14 protein-coding genes are annotated in these 14,874 nt (G+C 71.2%); 11 read left to right on the forward strand and 3 right to left on the reverse strand.

Annotated features, from left to right (window positions below):
- The first annotated feature begins 64 nt into the window (after nt 1-64).
- From ACFWZH_RS13335 to ACFWZH_RS13345, 3 genes are all read left to right on the forward strand, one after another.
- Entirely contained in the window at nt 65-616 is a 552-nt protein-coding gene (locus tag ACFWZH_RS13335; protein ID WP_384428878.1) for a TetR/AcrR family transcriptional regulator, read from the forward strand.
- The gene (locus ACFWZH_RS13340) at nt 613-2,208 is read left to right on the forward strand and encodes an MFS transporter (protein WP_384428881.1); all 1,596 of its coding nucleotides are present in this window, start codon (nt 613-615) and stop codon (nt 2,206-2,208) included. Before ACFWZH_RS13335 ends, ACFWZH_RS13340 begins: the two co-directional genes overlap by 4 nt.
- Before the next feature lie 247 nt (nt 2,209-2,455).
- Nucleotides 2,456-4,423: a bifunctional metallophosphatase/5'-nucleotidase gene (locus tag ACFWZH_RS13345; RefSeq protein WP_384428884.1), complete on the forward strand. Its 1,968-nt coding sequence runs from the start codon at nt 2,456-2,458 to the stop codon at nt 4,421-4,423.
- A 78-nt stretch (nt 4,424-4,501) separates the two neighbouring features.
- On the opposite strand, the gene ACFWZH_RS13350 is transcribed toward ACFWZH_RS13345, so the two are convergent.
- Nucleotides 4,502-5,170: a lysophospholipid acyltransferase family protein gene (locus ACFWZH_RS13350; RefSeq protein ID WP_384428887.1), complete on the reverse strand. Its 669-nt coding sequence runs from the start codon at nt 5,168-5,170 to the stop codon at nt 4,502-4,504.
- Between the two features lie 308 nt (nt 5,171-5,478).
- Between ACFWZH_RS13350 and ACFWZH_RS13355 the strand changes: the two genes are divergently transcribed.
- Both ACFWZH_RS13355 and ACFWZH_RS13360 read left to right on the forward strand, forming a co-directional pair.
- A complete protein-coding gene (locus ACFWZH_RS13355) occupies nt 5,479-6,624 on the forward strand; it encodes a glycerophosphodiester phosphodiesterase (RefSeq protein ID WP_384428890.1) in 1,146 nt (381 codons plus the stop codon).
- Nucleotides 6,625-6,875: 251 nt separating this feature from the next.
- Entirely contained in the window at nt 6,876-7,379 is a 504-nt protein-coding gene (locus ACFWZH_RS13360; RefSeq protein ID WP_384428893.1) for a GNAT family N-acetyltransferase, read from the forward strand.
- A gap of 56 nt (nt 7,380-7,435) precedes the next feature.
- Here ACFWZH_RS13360 and ACFWZH_RS13365 read toward each other — a convergent pair whose 3' ends face one another.
- Together ACFWZH_RS13365 and ACFWZH_RS13370 are read right to left on the reverse strand one after the other, a co-directional pair.
- Entirely contained in the window at nt 7,436-7,870 is a 435-nt protein-coding gene (locus ACFWZH_RS13365; RefSeq protein WP_384428896.1) for a hypothetical protein, read from the reverse strand.
- A 1-nt stretch (nt 7,871) separates the two neighbouring features.
- Entirely contained in the window at nt 7,872-8,231 is a 360-nt protein-coding gene (locus ACFWZH_RS13370) for a hypothetical protein (protein WP_384428899.1), read from the reverse strand.
- A gap of 70 nt (nt 8,232-8,301) precedes the next feature.
- Here ACFWZH_RS13370 and ACFWZH_RS13375 point away from each other — a divergent pair, with 70 nt between their 5' ends.
- From ACFWZH_RS13375 to cbiE, 6 genes are all read left to right on the forward strand, one after another.
- Nucleotides 8,302-8,949, forward strand: a complete 648-nt coding sequence (locus ACFWZH_RS13375; protein ID WP_384428902.1) for an HAD-IA family hydrolase — start codon at nt 8,302-8,304, stop codon at nt 8,947-8,949.
- 383 nt (nt 8,950-9,332) lie between these two features.
- The gene (locus ACFWZH_RS13380; RefSeq protein ID WP_384428905.1) at nt 9,333-10,403 is read left to right on the forward strand and encodes a methionine ABC transporter ATP-binding protein; all 1,071 of its coding nucleotides are present in this window, start codon (nt 9,333-9,335) and stop codon (nt 10,401-10,403) included.
- A complete protein-coding gene (locus ACFWZH_RS13385; protein ID WP_384428908.1) occupies nt 10,400-11,134 on the forward strand; it encodes a methionine ABC transporter permease in 735 nt (244 codons plus the stop codon). The genes ACFWZH_RS13380 and ACFWZH_RS13385 overlap by 4 nt, the downstream gene beginning before the upstream one ends.
- A gap of 95 nt (nt 11,135-11,229) precedes the next feature.
- Nucleotides 11,230-12,087, forward strand: a complete 858-nt coding sequence (locus ACFWZH_RS13390) for a MetQ/NlpA family ABC transporter substrate-binding protein (RefSeq protein WP_384428911.1) — start codon at nt 11,230-11,232, stop codon at nt 12,085-12,087.
- Between the two features lie 651 nt (nt 12,088-12,738).
- Nucleotides 12,739-13,374, forward strand: coding sequence for a GNAT family N-acetyltransferase (locus ACFWZH_RS13395; RefSeq protein WP_384428914.1), 636 nt, complete (start codon nt 12,739-12,741; stop codon nt 13,372-13,374).
- A 177-nt stretch (nt 13,375-13,551) separates the two neighbouring features.
- Complete coding sequence (gene cbiE / locus ACFWZH_RS13400) at nt 13,552-14,772, forward strand: precorrin-6y C5,15-methyltransferase (decarboxylating) subunit CbiE (protein WP_384428917.1); 1,221 nt, start codon at nt 13,552-13,554, stop codon at nt 14,770-14,772.
- Nucleotides 14,773-14,874: the final 102 nt, after the last annotated feature.

Raw genomic sequence — 14,874 nt, forward strand, 5'->3', positions numbered from 1 at the left:
AGACGCGGAGAGCGCACCACCCTTGTGTGAGACATTGGTGTCTCATTCGGTTAGTGTGTGTCTCATGGCCGTGGATCGTGCACACGTACTCAAGGAAGCCGCCGCGCTGCTCACCCGCCGGGCGACGACGTCGATGGACGAGATCGCCCGCGCCGCCGGTATCAGCCGCGCCACCCTGCACCGGCACTTCGCCGGGCGGGACGCCCTGATCAGAGCCCTGGAGGAACACGGGATCGCGCAGTTCGCGCAGGCCATGGACGCCGCGCGGCTGGACCAGGACGACGCGGCCCGGGCCCTGCGCCGGCTGATCGCCGAAGCCGAGCCGGTCGCCGCCGTACTCGCCTTCCTCTTCACCGAGAACCAGCTCTTCGAGGGCGGCGAGATCAACGCCGGCTGGGCGGAGCTCGACGCGCGGATCACCGCCCTCTTCCGCCGCGGCCAGGAAGAGGGCGACTTCCGGGTCGAACTGAGTGCCGCCTGGCTCACCGAGGCGTTCTACGGCCTGATCGGCGCCGGTGCCTGGGCCGTGCACGAAGGGCGGGTCGCCCGCAACGACCTCAACCACTCGATCGCCGAGCTGCTGCTCGGCGGCATCCGACGGAGCATGGAGAAATGACCGAGACCATAGCGTCAGGACGGGCCGGTTCGGCCCATGTGGACGACCAACCCCGCCCGGGCCGCTGGCTCGCGCTCGCCGTCCTCGTCCTGGCCGTACTCCTCGTCGGCGTCGACGCCACGGTCCTCGGCCTCGCCACCCCCTTCCTCAGCGAGGACCTGCGCCCCACCGGGCCCCAGCTGCTGTGGATCGGTGACATCTACTCCTTCGTCATCGCTGGCCTGCTGGTCTCCATGGGCAGCCTCGGCGACCGCATCGGCCGCAAGAAGCTGCTGCTGATCGGCTCCGTCGCCTTCGGCGCCATGTCGGTGCTCGCCGCCTACGCCACCAGCCCGGAGATGATGATCGTCGCGCGGGCGCTGCAGGGCGTGGCCGGTGCGACGCTGATGCCGTCCACCCTCGCGCTGATCCGCAACCTCTTCCACGACCCCAGGGAGCGGAGCCTGGCCATCGGCATCTGGGGCGCGATGGCCTCGGCCGGCATGGCCGTCGGGCCGGTCCTCGGCGGCTTTCTGCTGGGGCACTTCTGGTGGGGTTCGGTCTTCCTGATCAACCTTCCGGTGATGGCGCTGCTGGTGGCCGTCGGCGCCAAGGTGATCCCGGAGTCGCGCAACCCGGACCCCGGACCCTGGGACATTCCCAGCGTGCTGCTGGCCCTGGTGGGCATGGTCGCCGTCGTCTACGCCGTCAAGGAGGCGGCGGCGGTGGGCTACCGCTGGGAGATCGCCGTGGCGGCCGTCGTCGGTGTGCTCGCACTGTTCGTGTTCGTCCGCCGGCAGCTCACCCTCGCCTCGCCGCTGCTGAACATGAAGCTCTTTCACCACCGGGGGTTCACCGGGGCGGTGCTGGCGGATCTGCTGACCATCCTCGGCCTGTCCGGGCTGGTCTTCTTCCTCTCCCAGTTCCTCCAGATGGTGCAGCAGCGCTCACCGCTGAACGCCGGGCTGGTCGAACTCCCGGCCGCGGTCGGTGCGGTGGGCGCCGGTCTGGCCGCCGGATGGGTCGCCCGGCGGCTGTCCGTACGGATCGTGGTGGCCGGCGGGCTGGCCATGGTCGGGCTCTCGCTCGTCGGCTGCACCACGCTGCACGCCGACACCGGCACCGCGGCGATGTGCGTGATCCTCTTCGTCGTCGGCGTCGGCGCCGGCTTCTCGTTCACCGTCACCGCCGATGTGATCCTCTCCAGCGTGCCCAAGGAAGAGGCGGGCGCCGCCTCCGCGGTCTCCGAGACGGCCTACGAACTGGGCGCCGCGCTCGGCATCGCCCTGCTCGGCTCCATCGTCACCGGCATCTACCGGGGCTTCGCCACCCCGCCCGGCGTGCCCGAAGGCTCCGCCGACGCCGCCCGCGAATCGCTCGGCGGCGCCGTCGAGACCTCCGGCCAGCTGCCCGCCGACCAGGCCTCGGCGCTGCTGGGCGCCGCCCAGGACTCGTTCGTGGACGGTGTGGACGTCGCCGCCGGAGTGGCCGCGGTGGTGCTGCTGGGCGCGGCGGCCGCCGCCTGGTTCCTGCTCCGCGGCCAGGAGCTGGCGGACGGCCCGGCCGCCGCCGAGGCCGCCGACCTCCCCGCCGCCCAGACGCCGCGCGGCTGATCGACCGTCACCGCGAACGGCGCGGCCTACGGCCGATCCGCCGGATGGCGGGCGCGCGCCCGGCCCCAGGGCGTGTCCTGTGGATCACGTCGCCCCGCACCCGCGATGATCAACAGGACACGCCCTGGGGGCGACTGTCCCCCGCCCGTTCACGCCCGGTACGCGCCTTGGTGACCGGCCGTCCCGCGCGGCTCGGTTGACTCTCCGGTCGTCCCCCTACGGACGGCCCGCTCAGGAGAGTGACGCAGTGCGCGACATCGGACGACGGTCCTTCTTCACCGCCGCGGGGGCTCTGGCCACCGCGAGCGCCATCGGCAGCGACGCCTACGCCACCGGCCACGCCCGCGACGCGGGTACCGCCGACGAGTACGTGGACGTCCAACTCCTCAACATCACCGATCTGCACGGCTATCTGCAGGGCGCGCCCGGCGCCCACTCCGTCATCACCGGCGCCGGCGGCAAGCAGTACACCGTCGGCGGCGTGGCCTACATGGCGGCTCACCTGGAACGGCTGCGCGACGGCCGTCGCAACTCCCTGTTCTTCGCACCCGGCGACCTCTTCTCCGGCTGGGAGTTCGACGCCGCCGCCTTCGCCGACGAGCCCACCATCGAGGCGCTCAACGCCATGGGCATGGACTTCGCCTCGGCCGGCAACCACGAGTTCGACAAGTCGGCGACGTTCCTGACGTCGCACATGGAGGACGGCGACGGCTTCCCGGTCGTCGGACGCGACGACGACTTCGAGGACTCCACCGGCCGCCGGTTTCAGGGCGCGAAGTTCCCGTACTACAGCGCCAACATCGTGTGGAACGCCAGCGGCGAACTCGTCCTGCCGCCGTACAACATCGAGTACGTGGACGCCGGCGGCGGCCGCCGGCTGCCGGTCGGCTTCATCCATCTGACCGCCATCGGCACCGAGTCCTTCCCCGGCTCCTACCAGCCCGGACTGCGCACCCTGGACGAGCTGGAGACCGCCAACCGCTGCGCCCGGGCGCTCAAGTCGCGAGGCGTCAACGCGATCGTCCTCAGCGTGCACGACGGCGCGGTGGCCGGCAGCGACTTCTCCAGCGGCAAGAACCCCTCGGGGCCCGCCTACGAACTGGCCCTGCGCGCCTCCCCGGACATCGACGCCATCGTCACCGGCCACTGGCACAACGCCTTCACCATGATGCTGCCCGACCCCGAGGGCACCCCCCGCCCGTTCGTCGAGGCCGGCTGCTACGGCCAGCTCGTCAACGAGATCAACCTGCGCCTCGACCCGGACACCGGAGCGGTGATCCGGGAGCTGACCACCTCCGTCAACCACCCCAACACCCGTGATGTGACACCGGACCCGGAGCTGCGGTCGATCGCCGCGTACTGGGCGAACTACGGCTCCCGGCGCGCCAGCAGCAGGGTCGGGACCCAGACCGGCTCCTTCACCCGGCGGCGCAACGCGGTGGGGGAGTCCACCATGGGCAACCTCGTCGCCGACTGGGCCCTGTGGGCGGGCCGGCAGCCGCTCGGCCCGATGGACGACCCCGCCGACCACCCCAACACCCCCGCGGAACTCGCCGTCATCGCGGTCGCCCCCCGCGTCGGGCAGGCCGTGATCGCCGGCGATCTGATCCGCGACGAGGCGGCGGACGGCGCCGTCACCTTCGGGCAGGCCTGGAACGCCGTCGGCTTCGGCGACCCCATCATGACCGTCACCGTCACCGGCCGGCAGATCCACGACGCGCTGGAGGAGCAGTGGGCGCCGACCACCGGCGGCAGCCTGGGCTTCTCGCCGCTGGCGGTCTCCGGCAACGTGCGCTACACCTTCGACGCCGCGGGCAAGGTCGGCCGGCGGATCGACCCGGCCGAGGTGTTCATCGACGGTGCCGCACTCGACCTCGGCCGCCGATACCGGCTGGCCGCACCCTCGTACACCCTCATCAACCAGGACGGCTTCAGCGCCTTCACCGGGTTCACCGCACCGGTCCGGCACACCCGCGACTTCGAGAGCTTCATCACCTTCGTGCGCACCAGGGAGCTGCTGGAGCCCGCGCCGCTGAACCGGGTCTCGGCCAGGAACACCCAGGCGCCCGGCGCCCGTACCGGCGAGGTCGCCCAGCGCCGGCAACTCCTCCACGACAGCAGCCTGGTACCGCGGCCCGAGGTGGCGCTGCGCACCGCGCGGACCGGCGGCACCGAGGGCCAGCGCGCGCACCGCGACTTCCGGGTCCCCTGCTGACCGGCGCGGGCCCGGACAGCGCAACGGGCCCCGTCCGAGGATCGGATGGGGCCCGTCGCGCGGTGGCCGGCCGACGGCTCAGGCGGCCCTGGCCTTGGTGGCGTACATGTCGACGTACTCCTGGCCGGACAGCTCCATGACGTCGCTCATCACCTCGTCGGTGACGGCCCGCAGGACGTAGCGGTCGCGGTCCATGCCGTCGTAACGGGAGAAGTCCAGCGCCTCACCGAAGCGGACGGTGACCGGGGCGATGCGCGGAAGGCCCTTGCCGCCGGGCTGCACCTTGTCCGTACCGACCATCGCGAACGGGACGACGGGCGCGCCGGTCATCAGGGCGAGCCGGGCGATGCCCGTACGGCCGCGGTAGAGACGGCCGTCGGGGGAGCGGGTGCCCTCGGGGTAGATGCCGAAGGCCTTGCCCTGCTCCAGGATGCGGCGGCCGGTCATCAGGGCCGCCACACCGCCGTGGCCGCCGTCCCGGTCCACCGGGATCATGCCGGCGCTGGTGAAGAACCAGGCCATCAGGCGGCCCTTGAGGCCCTTGCCGGTGACGTACTCGTCCTTGCCGATGAAGTAGACCGGGCGCTTGACGATCAGGCACAGGAACAGCGAGTCGATGAAGGTGACGTGGTTGCCGGCCAGGATCACCGGCCCGGTCGCCGGAATGCGCTCCATGCCCTCGACCCGGGGGCGGTACAGGACACGCATGACGAATCCAAGGATCGCCTTCAGCACAATGCGGGACAACGGGCCCTCCGGGTCGTGGCTGGTCAATGTCGAGCGGGAGCAGAACTCTGCAGCCCAGGACCATACTCGCGGGTTACTCCCGCGCGCACATCGGGTTCATGAGGTCGATACGCACAGTTGACTCACGGTTGACGTGTGTTACCACCATGTTCCCCCCGAAGTCGGCGTGCGTCTCCCCGGCATGACCCGTCCGTGCTTACGATCGGCCCGGTTCCGCGGGCAGGTGCGCAACACGCCTTGACGCATCCCGGAAAACACCCGGAAGCACCCGGAACCCCACCAAAGAACGCGAAACAAGGAGCGTGGGTATGCACAAGCGGCAGCAGCCGGGACGTCGGACGGTGCTGGGGGCGGCGGCCGCCCTCGGCGCGGGGGCGGCGGTGTTCGGCGGGGCCGGCCAGGCGAGCGCGAGCGGGCGCGACGGCACGGCCGGGGAGCGGCTGCCGGTCCCGTTGGTCGTCGGCCACCGCGGCGCCTGCGGCTACCGTCCCGAGCACACCCTCGGCTCGTACCAACTGGCCCTCGACATGGGCGCGGACGTCATCGAGCAGGACCTCGTCCCCACCAAGGACGGGCATCTGGTCTGCCGGCACGAGAACGACATCACGGCCACCACCGATGTCGCCGACCGCCAGGAGTTCGCCGGCCGTAAGACCACCAAGACCGTCGACGGCAAGAAGCTCACCGGCTGGTTCACCGAGGACTTCACGCTCACCGAGCTGAAGACCCTGCGCGCCAAGGAGCGCATACCGGACGTCCGCCAGCACAACACCCTCTATAACGGACACTGGGAGGTGCCCACCTTCGAAGAGGTCCTCCAGTGGGCCGAGCGCGAGGGGCGCAGGCGCGGCCGTCACATCTGGCTCTACATCGAGACCAAGCACCCCACCTACTTCCGCAAGCTGGGCCTGGGCATCGAGGAGCCGCTCGCCAAGTTGCTGCGCCGGTACGGGCGGCACCTCACGCACTCCCCGAACTTCCTGCAGTCCTTCGAACCCAGCAGCCTCCAGCGGCTCGGCAAGCTGGGCCTGCGCTGCCCGAAGGTCCTCCTGCTCGACGAGCCGACCGTCAGGCCCTGGGACTTCGTGGAGGCCGGTGACCCGCGCACCACGGCCGATCTGCTCAAGCCCGAGGGGCTCAAGTGGGTCTCCGGCTTCGCCCAGGGCATCGGCCCCTGGCTGCCGCAGATCATCGCGCAGGACGACCAGGGCAAGCTCGGCAAGCCCACCACCCTCGTCCGCGACGCGCACGCCGAGGGCCTGGTCGTCCACCCGTACACGCTGCGCAACGAGAACAGCTTCCTGCCACTGGACTTCCAGGTAGGCAAGGACCCCGCCGCGTACGGCCGCTCCCTCGACTACCTCAAGAAGCTCTTCGCGACCGGCATCGACGGGATCTTCTCCGACAACCCCGACACGGCGCTGCTGGCCGCCGAGGAGTTCCGCAAGCACTGATCTTGTTTTCGAAGGCGTTCGGCGCCTGACGGGCCGGCACCAGCACCCTGGATTCTCATTTGAGTTGGGAATGTCACAGGCGAGCTGGCTGCCGGTCCGTTCCGTTCGTCCCGATCGCCTGCGCAGAATGCTCACGGCGGCGATTGCCGCCGCCACATTCCGGGGAGTCCGGAAGTCAGGGCACCACGTCCGGGCGCACCCCTCTCACCCTCAGCGCGCCCGGGCCAACCGACAAGGGGAGGCATACGGGCATGGGCACGAGTGTGACCATCTCTGCGGCGACCGACCAGGACGCCGAGCAGATCCTCAAACTGCAGTACCTCTGCTACCAGACGGAGGCCGCGCTGTACGACGACTACGGCATCGAGCCGCTCACCCAGACCCTGCAGGCGCTGCGCGCCGAACTGAGCGAGGGCTGCGTCGTGGTGGCCCGGCTCGGCCAGGAGGTGGTCGGCTCCGTGCGCGGCACGGTCGACGCGGACGGCACCGCGCGGATAGCCAAGCTCATCGTGCACCCCCGGCTGCAGCGGCACGGCCTGGGCGGCCGGCTGCTGGCCGCGGTCGAGGAGCGGCTGGCCGCCGAGCGGGCGGCCCGGCGCTTCCAGTTGCTGACCGGCCACCGCAGCGAGCGCAACCTCCGGCTCTACCGCAGCCACGGCTACGCGCCGGTGGGCACCGAGCAGCTCACCCAGCGGCTGAGCATGGTCACCCTGGAGAAGGAGGCCGCGGCCGAGGCGTTCGCGGCCCAGGCCTAGCCCGACGGGAACGGGCCCGCGCGACGGCGGGCCCGTACACCGAAAACGCGGACGCCCTACGCGCGGCGCGCCCGGCGCAGCCACAGCATCCCGGTGACCGGCAGCAGGACGGGGATGAAGAGGTAGCCCATCCCGTAGTCCGACCAGACCGTGGCGTCCGGGAAGGCGGACGGCTCGATGAGCGTCCAGGTGCCCACGGTCAGCACTCCCACCAGCTCGGCGGCGCAGCACACCAGCGCCGCCCTGCGGGCCGCCTCCCCGCCGCGTACGAGCGAGTAGGTGATGAAGCCGTAGACCAGCCCGGCCAGCGCGGACAGGGTGTACGCGAGCGGGGCGCGGTCGAAGTCCGTGGCGATCTGGACGGCGGAGCGCGACACCGCGCCGACGACCATCACGCCGTACAGCCAGACCAGCAGGATGCCCGGGCCGCCGATCAGCTTCCGGCGGGTGCGCGGCGCGCCCTCCTCGGCGGCGTGGTCGGTCGCCGTCACCTCAGCCTCCCCAGATGTCGAACAGGCGCACTTCGAGCACGGCCAGGACCACGCCGCCCGCGGCGACCGTCGCCGAGCCCCAACGGGTGCGCTCCGCAAGGGACATGAACCCCGCCGCCGGAATGCAGGCGAAGGCGCCGAGCAGATACGCCACGAAGATCGTCGTGCCCTGCTCCGGCTTCTCGCCGCGCGCCAGCTGGACGATGCCGATGATCAGCTGGACCACGGCGAGCAGCGTCACCACGGCCATGCCGATGAAGTGCCAGTCCTTGGTCTGCTGGTCTCGGTAGGCGGCGAAACCGCACCAGGCGGCGAGCGCGAGCGCGGCGACGCTGGTCGCGACCGTCAGGGCATCAAGCATGCGCAGACCCTATTACGGGCCAAAAGACCCGATGCGCCCACCCCCGGGGTCGCCCGTAGGCTCGGGCACCATGAAGATTCACGCGGACGCCCTCCTCTTCGACAACGACGGCACACTGATCTCCTCCATCGAGTCCGTGAACCGCTGCTGGACCCGGTGGGCCGGGGAGTACGGCATCACCGCCGAGGAGTTCGCCCGCATCGAGCTGCACGGCCGCCCGGCGGTCGAGGTCGTCGCCGATCTGCTGCCCGCGGACCAGGTTCCGGCGGCGCTGGCCCGGATCGAGCAGCTGGAGGTCGAGGACGTCGCCGGGGGAGTGGTGCGGCTGCCCGGTACCCGCGCGCTGCTGGAGAGCCTGCCCGCCGAGCGGTGGGCCGTGGTCACCTCCGCCACCCTGCGGCTGGCCGAGGCCCGGCTGGCGCAGGCCGGCATCCGTCCCAAGACCCTGATAGCCGCCGACGACGTCCGCCGCGGCAAGCCGGACCCGGAGCCGTACCTGCTCGCGGCCGAGCGGCTCGGCGTGGACCCGGCCCGCTGCGTGGTCTTCGAGGACGCGCCGGCCGGGCTGGCGGCGGGCCGCGCGGCGGGGATGGTGACCGTGGCGTTGACCACAACGCACCGGGCCGACGAGCTGTCCGCCGATGTCCTGGTTCCGGACCTTTCGGCGATATCCGCGCAGGCCACGGACCGGGCGGTGGAGATCACCGTCGCGCCGTGAGCGGCTGTCCAAGGACCGATCAAGCCCGTCCGGTATACGGACACGCTTGATCGGTCCATACCGCCGTCTGGTTTACTTGCCGCCATGACCACGACGAGCTGCCGCACCCCTGCGACCGAGGCGAAAATGACGCCCGGTGCTCGTTGCATGTGTCGAATGTGTGACTGCTGAGGGCCCCCGCCTGTGTCTCGCGCCCCGAAGCGAGGCCCTGCCGCCATGAGCCGTACGTCGATCCCCGACGCTCTCGGCCGCCCCGCGTCACCGGAACCCGGAGCCGGGCCCTCGCGCCCGCCGCCGCTCCCCGTTCCCCCCTGCCGCACTCGCAAGAATGCCCCGTGCCCGGCGGGCGAGCCGCCGAGCACTCGACAGTGACGGAATTCCCTGTGATCACCACAACGGGCCTGAGCAAGGTCTACCGTTCAGGCGACCGCGAAGTCACCGCCCTGGACGGCGTCGATCTGCACGTCCGCGAGGGCGAGGTGTACGGCGTCATCGGCCAGAGCGGCGCCGGTAAGTCCACCCTCATCCGCTGCCTGAACCTCCTGGAGCGCCCCACCTCCGGCACGGTCACCGTCGCCGGCCAGGAACTGACGTCCATAGCCGGGCGCGGCCGGCGCGCGAGCGCCCAGCTCCGCGCCGCCCGCAGCCACATCGGCATGGTCTTCCAGCACTTCAACCTGCTGTCCTCGCGCACCGTCCAGGACAACGTCGAACTGCCGCTGGAGATCCTCAAGGTCGACCGCGCCGAGCGCTCCCGCAAGGCCCTGGAGCTGCTGGACCTGGTGGGCCTGGCCGACAAGGCCAAGGCCTACCCCGCCCAGCTCTCCGGCGGCCAGAAGCAGCGCGTCGGCATCGCCCGCGCACTGGCCGGCGACCCCAAGGTGCTGCTCTCCGACGAGGCCACCAGCGCCCTGGACCCGGAGACCACCCGCTCCATCCTGACGCTGCTGCGCGACCTCAACCGCAAGCTGGGCCTGACCATCGTCCTGATCACGCACGAGATGGACGTGGTCAAGACGATCTGTGACTCGGCCGCGCTGATGAAGAACGGCCGGGTCGTCGAGCAGGGCACGGTCGCCGAACTCCTGGCCACGCCCGGCTCGGAGCTGGCCCGGGAGCTGTTCCCGGTCGGCGGCGAGCCCTCGACCGACCAGAGCACCGTCGTCGACGTCACCTTCCACGGCTCCGCCGCCACCCGCCCGGTCATCTCCGAGCTGTCGCGCACCTACAACGTCGACATCTCGATCCTCGGCGCCGCCATGGACACCGTCGGCGGCAAGCAGATCGGCCGGATGCGCATCGAGCTGCCCGGCCCCTTCGAGGAGAACGTCGTGCCCATCGGCTTCCTGCGCGAGCAGGGCCTGCAGGTCGACGTCGCCGGCGTGGCCGGCGAGACCGGTTCCCCGGCGATCCCGGCGCCCGCCGCCGAGCTGGACAAGGAAGGTGCCAAGTGAGCTGGAACGAGATGCAGCCACTGCTCTACGACAACACGCTCGACACCCTCTTCATGGTGTGGTGGTCGACGTTCTACGCGGTGCTCTTCGGCATCCCGGTCGGGGTGCTGCTGCATCTGACCGACCGCGGCGCCATCCTGCAGAACGTCGTGGTGAACAAGGTCCTCGGCGCGATCGTGAACATCGGACGGTCCTTCCCGTTCCTGATCCTGATCGTCGTACTGATCCCCTTCACCCGGCTCGTCGTCGGCGTCTCCATCGGCCCCACCGGCGCGGTCGTCCCGCTCGCGATCGCCGCCATCCCGTTCTTCGCCCGGCTGGTCGAGGCCGCGCTGCGCGAGGTCGACCACGGGCTGATCGAGGCGGCCCAGGCGATGGGCGGCGGCACCTGGACCATCGTCTTCAAGGTGCTGCTGCCGCAGGCGCTGCCCGCGCTGGTCGCGGCCGTCACCACCACCGTCATCACGCTGATCGGCTACTCCGCGATCGCGGGTGCGGTCGGCGGCGGCGGCCTGGGCAACCTCGCCTACACCTACGGCTACCAGCAGTACGAGACCGCGCTGATGATCACCACCGTCGTGGAGCTGATCGTCCTCGTCACGCTCGTCCAGCTGCTCGGTGACCTGGTCGTCCGCCGGCTCGCCCGGCGCGGCGCCCGCGCCTCCTCCGTACGCGTCGGCCTGCGCCGCGCCCGCACCGAGGAGCCGGCGGCCGCCACCGAGGCCGCCTGACCCCCGCACCACCAGCACCACCCAGGAGCCCGGACCCTTTGCCGGGCGGACATCACACGGGAACCCCGTTCGTGAACAGGAAAGAGGCACTCTTCGTGCGTAACACCATCAAGATCACCGTGGCCGTCGCCGCCGCTTCCGCCGTCGCTCTCGGCGCGAGCGCCTGCTCCGCCCCCTCCGACACCACCGCCGGCGGCGACAAGGGCGACAAGAATGCCCCCCTCGTCGTCGCCGCGAGCCCCACCCCGCACGGCACCATCCTCGACTTCGTCAAGAACGAGCTGGCGGACAAGGCGGGCCTCAAGCTGGTCGTCAAGCCGTTCAACGACTACAAGATCCCCAACAAGGTCACCGACGACGGCCAGGTCGACGCCAACTTCTTCCAGCACAAGCCGTTCCTGGACACCTTCAACAAGGAGAACGGCACGCACATCGTGCCCGTCCAGAACGTCCTCATCGAGCCGCTGGGCATCTACTCCAAGAAGATCGACAAGCTCTCGGACCTGAAGTCCGGCAGCACCGTCTCGGTCCCCAACGACCCGTCCAACGAGGGCCGTGCGCTCAAGCTGCTCGCCGACAACGGCGTGATCACCCTCAAGCCCGGCGTCGGCTCGGAGGCCAAGCTGACCGACGTCAAGGACGACAAGGGCATCAAGATCACCGAGCTGGAGGCCGCGCAGACCGCGCCGCGCATCGACGACGTCGACGCCGCGATCATCAACGGCAACTTCGCCATCGGCGCCCACCTCAAGCCCTCCAAGGACGCCCTGGCCGTGGAGAGCGCGAAGGACAACCCGTACGCGAACTTCCTCGCCGTCAAGAAGGGCAACGAGAACGACCCGCGGATCAAGAAGCTCGCCAAGCTCCTGAACTCCCCCGAGGTCAAGAAGTTCATCGAGGACAAGTACAAGGACGGCTCGGTCATCCCGGCGTTCGGACCCGCGAAGAGCTGACACGTCCTGACGGGCGGATGTGCCCTGAGGGGTTGAATGCCCTGAGGGGCTGAAAGGCCCTGCGGGGTTGCAATGCGCTGAGGGGCTGAGGTGGGCTAAGGGGCTGAAGTGGGCTGAGGGGGCGGGCCTGGTTTTCCCCTAGTTCCGCCTCGTCTAGTTCCCCCTCGTCAGTTCCCCGCGTTTTTTCCCCTCCGCCCACCCCCCTTACAGGGGGGTGGGCGGGTGTGGTGGAGAGGTCCTGCTACGGCGCGAGCAGAAGCAGCGGCGAGGTCCCGCGCACCACCGCGCCCGCCCCGGCCCCTCGCCCACGGCCGAGCCCGGCCCTTCGCCCACGGCCGAGCCCGGTCCTTCGCCCACGGCCGAGTCCGGCCCCTTGCCCACGGCCGAGCCCAGCCCCTCGCTCACCGCCGAGCCCGGTCCACGCCGGCGCCGGCAACCGCTCCACCGCAGGTCACCGCACGGATGCCGGTGCGTGGACGATCTTTCGGTCCCCGGACCCGCGCCGACGCGCGGCCGGGGACCGCGCGCGTGGCACACCCGCAGCCCGATGCTGCATGCTGGTGCATTCATACGGTCAAAACGGCCCGTGACCTCGCGGTCGACAGTCCGCGACGTCCCGGAGCACCAGGTCAACGGCGTTGGAGCAGCGGCATGACATCCACCTTTCCGGACATCTCCATCAGCACCGACCGGCTGGTGCTGCGCCCGTTCGAAGAGGCCGACGTGCCCGCCCTCGCCGAGATGATGACCGACGAGCTGGTCACCTCCTGGACCGCGCTGCCGCACCCGTACACCACCGCCGACGCCCGCGCCTGGGCCACCGGCGAAGCCGCCGCCGTACGCACCGAAGGCCGCGGTATCGCGCTGGCCGTCACCGAGTTCCTCACCCAGCGGCTGGTCGGCACCGTCCACCTCGACCACACCGACTGGCGGGTCCGCAGCACCGAGATCGCCTATGTCACCGCCGCCTGGGCACGCGGCGAGGGCTACGCCTCGGAGTCCGTCCTCGCGGTCGCGCAGTGGCTCTTCCAGGACCAGCGGTTCGAACGCCTGGAGCTGCGCACCGCCGCCGACAACACCGCCTCCCAGCAGGTCGCCCAGAAGATCGGCTGCATCAGCGAGGGAGTGCTGCGCAACGCCTGGATAGCCCGCAGCCGCACGGAGGACGGCGGCTGGACGGACATCCGTACCGATCTGATCGTGTGGAGCCTGCTGCCCGAGGACCTCGACGGGGTCCCCGGCCGGATGGCCGATGCGAACGGATTCACCTACCCCGAGTGGAACTGACCCCGCGCCGCGCCGGGCTCCCCGCCCCACGGGGTACTCTCGCCGTGCCGCGCACCCGCGCGACCAGCGCGGACCCGCGCACCACGGCGGCACCACCACCGGCCCGCGGCGACCCCGCGGCCACTTCGCCGCCGCACCTGCCCGCGTACCCACAGCAGCCCCAGGAGACTGACGAGCATGGCCGACCGGGTCACGGTGATCGGATGGGACGGCTCCCCGCTGACCGACGCCGCCCGCTCCGCCCTCGGCGCCGCCACGCTGGTGGCCGGCGCCGCCCACCACCTCGCACTGCCCGAAGTCCCGCCGAACGCCGAACGGATCCGGCTCGGCAGCGTGACCCTGGCCGCCCGCCGGATCGCCCAGCACCGCGGCACCGCCGTCGTGCTCGCCGACGGCGACCCCGGCTTCTTCGGCGTCGTACGCACCCTGCGCGCACCCGAGCACGGGCTGGAAGTGGAAGTGGTGCCGGCCGTCTCCTCCGTCGCGGCCGCCTTCGCACGGGCCGGTATGCCCTGGGACGACGCCCAGATCGTCGTCGCCCACAGCCGCGACCTGCGCCGCGCGGTGAACGTCTGCCGCGCCCACACCAAGGTGGCGGTGCTCACCTCGCCCGGAGCCGGTCCCGCCGAACTCGCCCTGCTGCTCGGCGGCGTCCACCGCACCTTCGTCATCTGCGAGGACCTGGGCACCGACCGGGAGCGGGTGACGGTCCTCACCTCCGACAAGGTCGCCGACCACGTCTGGCGCGACCCCAACGTCGTCATCGTCGTCGGCGGCGCGCCCGGCGGCGCCGCCACCCAGGGGACCGGCTGGATCGCCGGCCACGAGGTCGGCCATCCCACCGGACCGCGCGGCTGGGGGCTGCCGGCCCACGCCTACGGAGGGGCCCTGGGCGAGGGTGAGTCCCTCCAGCTGCGCACCGCCCAACTGGCGCGCCTCGGACCGCAGGTGGGCGACCTGGTCTGGGACATCGGCACCGGCAGCGGAGCCGCCGCGGTGGAGGCCGCGCGCTTCGGCGCCGCGGTCATCGCGGTGGACGCCGACCCGGACGCCTGCGAGCGCACCGCCGCTGTCGCCCGCCGCCACGGCGTTCAACTCCAGGTCGTGCACGGCCGGGCGCCGCATGTCCTGGAGGACCTCCCCGAGCCCGACGTGGTGCGGGTCGGCGGCGGGGGAGCGGAGGTCGTCACGGCCTGCGCGGACCGCCGTCCCGAACGGATCGTCACCCACGCCGCCACCCGCGACGAGGCCGAATCGCTCGGCCGGGTGCTGGCGGACGGCGGCTATGAAGTCGAGTGCGCCCTGCTGCAGTCCGTGGACCTGGACACCTCCGCCTGGGTCGAACGCGAGCGGTCCGTGGTGTTTTTGGTCTGCGGGTATCGCGTTCCTCACCCGTGACCAGCGCGGCAACCCGCGCGAGGTAGGCTGGCGGATCGTTGCGCCGCCGTTCCGCGTTGGGCTTCGTACGCCAATATCCGGAAATTGCCGTGGTTTTGGATG

This window comes from Streptomyces sp. NPDC059008, assembly GCF_042749045.1.
Lineage (GTDB): Bacteria > Actinomycetota > Actinomycetes > Streptomycetales > Streptomycetaceae > Streptomyces.